General features: G+C 38.0%; 7 protein-coding genes and 1 pseudogene. All 8 read right to left on the bottom strand.

Translation table 11 applies throughout. The features are described 5' to 3' along the window. Positions 1 to 315: 315 nt before the first annotated feature. Positions 316 to 882, bottom strand: coding sequence for a metallophosphatase domain-containing protein (locus F596_RS0110255; protein ID WP_019036881.1), 567 nt, complete (start codon positions 880 to 882; stop codon positions 316 to 318). A 4-nt stretch (positions 883 to 886) separates the two neighbouring features. Continuing rightward, complete coding sequence (locus F596_RS0110250; RefSeq protein WP_019036880.1) at positions 887 to 3,217, bottom strand: DUF262 domain-containing protein; 2,331 nt, start codon at positions 3,215 to 3,217, stop codon at positions 887 to 889. Next, positions 3,207 to 4,862 carry a DUF262 domain-containing protein gene (locus tag F596_RS0110245; RefSeq protein WP_019036879.1) on the bottom strand — a complete coding sequence of 552 codons (1,656 nt, stop codon included), beginning with the start codon at positions 4,860 to 4,862 and terminating at the stop codon, positions 3,207 to 3,209. Before F596_RS0110245 ends, F596_RS0110250 begins: the two co-directional genes overlap by 11 nt. Positions 4,863 to 5,004: 142 nt before the next feature. Beyond that, complete coding sequence (locus tag F596_RS0110240; protein WP_019036878.1) at positions 5,005 to 5,892, bottom strand: FtsZ/tubulin family protein; 888 nt, start codon at positions 5,890 to 5,892, stop codon at positions 5,005 to 5,007. A gap of 16 nt (positions 5,893 to 5,908) precedes the next feature. Continuing rightward, on the bottom strand, positions 5,909 to 6,748 hold the full coding sequence (locus tag F596_RS0110235; RefSeq protein ID WP_024992788.1) for a hypothetical protein: 840 nt from the start codon (positions 6,746 to 6,748) through the stop codon (positions 5,909 to 5,911). 232 nt (positions 6,749 to 6,980) lie between these two features. Beyond that, positions 6,981 to 7,220 carry a hypothetical protein gene (locus F596_RS11210; RefSeq protein WP_019036876.1) on the bottom strand — a complete coding sequence of 80 codons (240 nt, stop codon included), beginning with the start codon at positions 7,218 to 7,220 and terminating at the stop codon, positions 6,981 to 6,983. Positions 7,221 to 7,259: 39 nt separating this feature from the next. Next, positions 7,260 to 7,448, bottom strand: a complete 189-nt coding sequence (locus F596_RS12345; RefSeq protein ID WP_019036875.1) for a hypothetical protein — start codon at positions 7,446 to 7,448, stop codon at positions 7,260 to 7,262. A gap of 70 nt (positions 7,449 to 7,518) precedes the next feature. Beyond that, positions 7,519 to 7,965 (bottom strand): annotated as a pseudogene (locus F596_RS11205) (tyrosine-type recombinase/integrase); the annotation flags it as partial. Positions 7,966 to 8,107 lie beyond the last annotated feature (142 nt).

Below are 8,107 nucleotides of genomic sequence, written 5' to 3'. Positions count from 1 at the left end.
AGAGAGCTGTTTGGATGTACGTTTAAGCATAAATATCTGCAAGAATTATAATGTAAAGGTACAAAAACTTGCAGATATTTGCAAATAATTTATAGCATAATATACTATGAATCAGATGAATATTAGGCTTTTAAGGGTGGACTAATTAGAACGAGGGATTGGATTTGGAATGGAGTAAGGATATGCACCTTATCCACGCTTGCAGTAAATTGAACGATATATTAGATTTTTCAATCTTCGATTCATTATGGGTGAGGAAGTTTGAAGTAGAAGTTACGGTAGATATAGACTTAACCGTATAGCCCAAAGTGGTCTTTATAAACAGAACACTTTAGGCTGATGGCACATTTTATAATGGTCGTCAAGAATTGCAGCATTTGAGAATGTTGTTTCTCCATGCTTTATTGTACCGTATGCCTCGTGCGCATGACCAAAAAAGTGGTACTTAGGGCTTATATCCATCACCTTGTTTTTCAACGGAGCATTGCCCCAATGTGTCCCGTTGGATTTGTCTAAAATCATACATGGAGGCTCATGCGTTACAAGGATGTCTATGTCGGTTGGTATCAATTGTTCTGAATGGTTGTAACCTAAGCCATAGAACTTCATCCCTTCTATCTCACAACCTCTATCCTGAAGAAAATGCACGTTGCTGGGCAAACCCTCAATATCAGCTGCTTCCCATAAACAAAGGTCATGATTACCAGTAACAAAAACTTTGTGCTTATATGGCAATTCTATCAGCCAGTTAAGGAAATCGAGCACCTCTTGCTCTGTACCCATATCGGTAAAGTCGCCACAATGCACAAGAACATCGGCAGCTGGCAGATTAGCCAGTTGCCGATGACAGTTGTGCGTGTCAGAAATCTGAACAATAGTCATACTCTTAGTCCATTTGTTCTATTCTGCCTATCAACTCATCTAAGACATCTCGAACTTTTCCGTTGTCTAATTTATAATCAATCCTTTTCTTCCATCGCTCTCCATTCCATTCCCATTCAGGCGTTGAGCAGATAGTGCTAAAGTACTCTCTTATGTTCTCTTCATCTGTTTTTCTACGGAAGAGTGTAATTGTACATTCTGTAACAGAGCAAACAACATCTATTGCTACATCTCTTTCAGTATTCTCTATTACAACACAATTGCCTTTTTGTCCTTGATAATACCAAACCCTCCACTGAGGATATTTATCATCGAACAATATGTTACCATTCAATATGTTATCATTCTGCCACGTTGCACCTAATGAATACAATAAGTGGGCATTCTTTACAGCAAATTGCTTTCTTCTCCGATAGTTTTTGATCAAAATATGGTTTTTGCCATCATCACAAAAAGTGTGTTTCATATTGCAATACTCAAGCAGATAAGGACAATGCACAAATTCTGCCCAATCTTGCTTTAGTGGGAACTCGTCGCACAATGATTTCAAATAGGCTTCAAGATTTGTTTCTGCGTTCTTTATACAATCATCAAAAAACTTTTTGAACGCTTCCGAGTTCTTCCATATCAGTTGATGCCAATTATCCCAGCCCCATCCGAAGTTAAATTTATTACCTTGTTTAATTGGGTAGTTTGCTAATGAGCGAGTTAGCAGCGCACGCCTAACAAGATCGATGTTATCTTCGCAATTGCCTTCAAACAATCTATCAAACATATTTAAATAGCCATTGAACGCGTCAAGATGAAAAACGTTCTCAGCAGTAGCCCAGTCGATAAGTGGTTTTATTTCGCCTGCCCAGATGTGGTGGCTCTTTATCTCATCTCTATTTTGAGCCTTCCAAAAAGCCTCTTCTATCGCTTCTCTATCACCAATATTCTCCTTCAGGATGGTTAATTTCAGCCTTTCTTCGTATGTCAGAATGGTTTCAGAGATTTTAAGACACTTCTTGTTTTCTATTAGCTCCAAAACATCTTGATAGCTTTTAACCATCTCGATAGCGTCATAAACCAAATCCTTGACCGCTTTACCTACACCGCTTTTCCTTGCAATATTGTGCAAGAAATGATACCAACGCAGCAAGTTCCTATCTTTTGCCTCGGTAACATTCCATTGTAGACAGTATACCATTAACGGAAGTAATTGGAAGCAATCAAGCTGACTGATGCCTTTCTCACTCTCTTTAGGCGAAAGAAAATCTTTCTTTGGATATTTGGTGTTACCCCATTCATTAAACAGAAATTGTATAACCTTCCAATACTCATAAACTTTTTTAAAAGCTATCTTCTCGTAAGGAAAGTGAGCTGTCTTTTGCTCCAAAGCTTGTTGTAATGTTTCTTTATCAGCGTAAGACATTGTCACCCATCTCAGAAACTCATCAAACCCAGCTTCTGCCGTATCGTTGCCGTTACCTCTATTTTTCCAAAACCATGTTTCTATCTCTTCCCAGTCGATAGCTATTGTAGATGTATGCCCATCGGCATCAGTTCTTGCATATCCCTTATTGATGTCAGCATGAATAACCAATGGTTTCAGATTTTGGGTTGCCGTCAGTGGTTCGCCCGTTGTATTGATTACAACAAAGGTTTCTTCTCCGTTCTTACGGTTGCCCATATCATAATACATAAAGGTAAGTTGTGTAGTGAGGAATTTTCCAAACTCATAACACCATTCGGCTGTCTTATCCCCAAGTATGGTTTCCATCTTTTTCAATGCCCTCAACATACTTTGGATACTTGCATCGTCCTTGTAATCGTTGAAAAACCATTGTGCGCTTTCGATATTCTCTACATACTTTACATTCTCCTTGTCATTCGCTTCTTCGATAAAGAAATGGCAAACTAAATCGCTAAGAAAGTAGAGCGACGACTCGCGAATGGAATATTGCAAGTAAGGTTCTTTATCATCTTTGAGATATTCATAATCAGAGATGAGGAGTTTTCTAAAAGGATTACCCTCTACCTTTTTATTAAGCATTCCTATCAAGAGGTACAAGGTTGTGATGCGTTGCTGCCCATCACAAAGCTGAATATGGCTTTCGAGTGATTCATACCCATATATTAAGCCAAGGTTGAGTGTATTGTGTTGCTCTTGCTCAAATGATTGTATTAGATTGGTTGTAAAATCACTAACCAATTCAATCTTGTTTTCTGTATGCACCTCATCTCCCCAGCAATAATCTCGCTGCAAATCGGGTATGATAATTTTTCTTTCACCAGAGAATAGCTCTGACAAAGTGTAGTTTGTCCCTGTTTTAAAGTTTATCTTATTCATCATACTTTTCTTTCAATTCTTTGTAATCTTTTTCGAATTTATCTATCATTGCCTTCTTATTTTCTGATATGGCTGCTCCGTTCCAACTGCCTCTTTCAGCAAATACACATATTGTGTGTAAAAGATGACGGCTCTTGAACAGTTCTTCTCGGCTTGGACTGAAGAACATTATTTTTTTTTCCTCAAAATCACTGTTGTTAAACTTCGAATTTTCATTCTTATAGAGCAGTACCAAGTTGCCGATGCTATGCTCAGTTGTTGTAAGTCCGTCTGCGGTCGTAATATCCTCACGTTTTAGCGTAATATCTTCCTCGCTACATTCTTCATAATCGCCTCTAAACCATTTGCCCTCTTCGTCTTGATGTCCTACTTTCGATTTAGGATAGATATGCTCCAAAGAACGATTGCTCCATATATCAAAAATGAAGGCTCTCTCCTGCTTGATGTCTTCATCTATATTCAGCCTAAGCAAGAATCGAAAAGCTTTTTCTTTATTTTGTATATACAGGAAGTCATCGTTCAAAGCATTCCAAGTATTCTCATATTTCTCGCTAAAGCTTTTTGCACCTTTCTTTATATTTATAATTTCATCGTGCGTCATACCCAAGAAAGCAAGCATATAATAATCCTTCAAGGCTTTTTCATCATTTTGCTTATTTACAAAATAATGTTGAACAAACTTTCTTTCGTCGTCCTCTCTCATTATCAATAAGATAGCACCTATTTGGTTGTGGGTAATAGGGTTGGTAAAAGCATCTTCAAACTGCTTTTGTAATCGTCGAAGCCCATCAAACGCCATCTTTGCATCGTAGGGAGTGCCATTTGGTAGACAAGAATTTCTGAAACTTTCAAAGTTGAGTACTTCTTTTGTCTTCATCGAAAGATAAGTGCTGATGAGCAGTCCCATAGTGTTATCGCACTTAAACAAGCGTTTCACGTCTTCTCTGTTCCACCAGTGTAGCCACTTATCCCATTCACGAGCATAACGACTTCTAAGCACATTTAGTTCCCATTCGTGCGCTATACCGCCTGATTTCTCTTCACTTAATGATGCAAGGCGCAGTATCTCTGCTTTGATTATTTCTTCTTGCTTCATAACAGCCTTATTGCCATTCATCATGGTAAAAACTCTCTTGGCTTGCTCTTCATTGGGAACATTGATGTACAAGAATATTACGTTCTTGAGTACGAAGTCTAAGAACGCCTCTTTATCTATATCCTGAAGCTTGTCTGCAATGATGCGAAGCGTTTTCTTAAAGAAATAATGGTCTTGATAAGGTTCATTTTCATCAGCCTCAATATCTTCCAAGTTAAGTTCTTTAAGAAACTTGCTCGATGCCTCACGAACCTTGTACATTATATCAAACTTCTCGCTATATCCCAACCATTTCAGTAAAAGATAAAGAAAGGTGGTGCGTTGCTGCCCGTCAATGAGTATGATTTCATCTTCGTACTCCGTAACAGTAACCCCTTGAAGGAATACCTCGAATCTGTTCTCATACCGTTGTATCAAATCATTCATCAGATACTCTACGGCGTTTGTCTTGCTCCTACCTTCTTGTCCCCAGATATAGCCACGCTGATAATCAGGAATGACAAAGGTTTTACCTTTAGAAAGGTATTCTTGTAAAGTAATAGTTGTTTTCATTTTATCATCAAGTTTTATCTACCTTGCAGACCTCCAAAGTGCTTTTTAAACACAGCACATATAGTGTATCTATAACTTTAATAATTAGATTTTTACGTTAGTGCTACAAATATAATAAAAATGCCTCATTAACCCAAGCCACTTAATCTTTTATTTTCAGATAGAGCTTAAAACATATTTCTCTCGTACTTTCATCTGCTGAATGTATTGTCCATTTTATATCACAATCATCTGCAAAGGTTTGCTGAAAGAGGGTATCAACGCTTTCTACGATGGCTTTTCCTCGCTCATCATCTATGTATGCCACGATGTCGAGAACAATGCCATATATGCGCTCTCGCAAAAGGGTAACAAGTGACTGAGTATCACGTATAAACTTCTGTGTAGCCTCTTTTATTTCATTTATAGTAGCAGCCTCTGGCAACGAGTATCTCTTGACAAAAGGAATAATTCTTCCCTTTTGTCGGAGCATTACTATGCAGAAATCATTGCTGTCAAAACAAAGCAGACTGGGATAGAATACTGTGTGATACATATCTGCAAGGGCTTCTATCACATAGTTGTTAGCTTCTCGAAACGCCTCTACTATTCCACTGCTATTTAGTTGCAAGGCGTTAAACTCCACAAGTATATACCCATCAGCAGCATTGCGCAACAGTTCAAAGTCATGATATGCTTTTTGCATCCTCTCCCTACCTTCAACGGCAAAGGGCAAAGTAAAGCACACCAGCACATGGCTTTTTTGTTGCTTTGCCATTTCTATATAATAAGGTAAAAGCGCAGGCACGGTATCGCCACCCAAGCAAGCTATGAACACGGTAATACGAGAGAAGGAAACTTGTGTAGCTTTTCCTTTCACCTTATTTATTACACTTAGTTCTTTTAAGTCCCAAGCGTTACCTATAGCCATAATGTCGATGCCACTGTTTTGCCATGCGTTTTCATCGCTTACCGCATATTGCTGATAAATACTATCGGCAATGATACCACCACCATTACCAATTCCACATACCGTAAGATATTTTTCCATATACATAAGATTGAAGCTATAAAGTATTAATCTGTTGCATGATTTTATTATATTCTTCCTCCCTCATCTTTTTACGCATTGCTGCCCATAGTTCTGTTTGAACAAGAAGATCATTTGGTATATACTTCTTATAGCGTTGGTAAAACAAGAACGGGTCTACCATATCATCTGAAAAAAGATTTTCAAGTCGGTCTAACAACATTGACCAATCTAAATGATTGGCATATTTATCTATTTTTTCAGTAGTCCATGTTATCTCAAGGTTGTTGGTAAGTTTTGTCCAATTCCAGTGGTCAATAAACTTATCAATGATATTTTCCTGAAGCAATGCAGGGTTATAGTTGTCCGACAAAGTGTCCCAACAGATGTATTGTTCAAAGCGTTCTAATAATGGAAGAGACCATAACACAACAAAACTTTCAGAAACTTTTTTCCAATCGACTTTGTCCTTAAATTTCTCAAGTAGCGGTATATCCCACTGCACCATAATAGACGCCTCCCCCCATGCTTCTTTAGTTATCTTTTCGATTAATTTCTCATCGTTTAATAATTCTTTTTTACTCATTTTATTTCCTTCTAATTTAATTTGTTTGGATTGTTTTTGAATTATACGGGAGGGGGCATGAGGGCGTACCAAATGCCAATAATGCCCTCTGCTTTCTGAATAGAAAACCCCTTTGCTTGTCCATGCAAAAAGAACATTATTTCCACATTCCAGTTTATAGAAGTGGCCTACTTCTCTTTTGTTATAACAAAGTTTCCACGGATGTATTCCCATATCCGAACATTCTAGTATCCTACTATTTTTAGGGGATATGCGATAGAACTCTCCCTCACAGTATATCAAATTTGGCATAAGTTTGTAAATCTTAAATCTTTAATTTATTTTGGTTGCAAAATTATATATCGAATATGCCAAAATGCAGCATACCTTTAGAAAAGTAGTTATATTGTAGTTTCTGTATATCCTATACTGTAAATACTCGTTAATCCTTTCTCTTTCAACGCTTTACCTTTAATGTAGTTATGTAGTAAGATATAACAGTGAAAGAAAAAAGGATATAATCAGTAGTATATATAACTGCCACTCAGCAACCCTGTACGCCACTTGTATCAACAATAATAGGAATGAATGTTGGCGCAGGAGATTGCAGCCTTTGGCAGAGATATTTCCTAAACATACCTGCCTCTACGCTGTTAAGATGAAAGGAAAGGGCGATGATAATGGGCAAGGGGTATAGTGGCGCATAACTCTCCACGTTATCCCCCTGCTTACTTACGCTACTGATGGCATTAGCTGCTTTTATCTCATAATGCTTCAAGCACATAGTCTGTTTTATAAGCCTGACCTTATGATTAATTTTCTGTCAACTAACATTGAAAAACCTTGCCAGTTCGCCCTCCGTCATAGCAACCTCTCCCTTGCCTTGACGAATAACACGCATACCATCGCTCCACTCAAAAAAGCTACGCTCGATGACTTTTCTTGTGTTGTCGTTGGACTGCTTTCCCTCTATCTTTCTCTGGTCGTCCTTTTGATGATGCTTTGCTTTCATATTCACACCTCTTTCATTGATTATCTATTATCATTTTGTGATGCTCGAAAGTTCATTTTCCCCTCTAACCTTACACTATTGTTTTATATGCTGCTTTTTGCATTATCCCATTCGTACACTTATGTTTGGCAATAAGCCTATCCATATCTTCCGAAATCTTGCAGTCGGTTACCTGCGCATAAATCTGCGTACTTGCAATTGATGCGTGTCCCATCATCTTGGCGATGCTCTCAATGGGGATACCTGCACTTAGGCACATCGTTCCGAAGGTATGTCTTGCCATATGATAGGACAGGCGTTGCTTGATATCGCAAGCCCTGCCTACGATGCTTAACTTCGCTGCTAACACACTTCTGCTGCAACAGGGTTGAAAGATAAGACGGTTATCCATATCCGTGTTATTGCTTTCTTCTTTCACCGCTTGTAGTTGCCTTTGCTGCTCGATAATCGTCTTGGCAATGGGGTGTAACGGCACTATAAATTCTACTTTTGTTTTCTGACGTTCCTTTCTTATATAGTCCACCCTTAAAAGCCTAATATTCATCTGATTCATAGTATATTATGCTATAAATTATTTGCAAATATCTGCAAGTTTTTGTACCTTTACATTATAATTCTTGCAGATATTTATGCTTAAACGTACATCCAAACAGCTCTCT

Origin of the sequence: Prevotella amnii DSM 23384 = JCM 14753 (assembly GCF_000378745.1) — a bacterium.
Lineage (GTDB): Bacteria > Bacteroidota > Bacteroidia > Bacteroidales > Bacteroidaceae > Prevotella > Prevotella amnii.
Note: the sequence above shows the minus strand (reverse complement) of the source record. Positions and strands in the feature narration are given on the sequence as shown.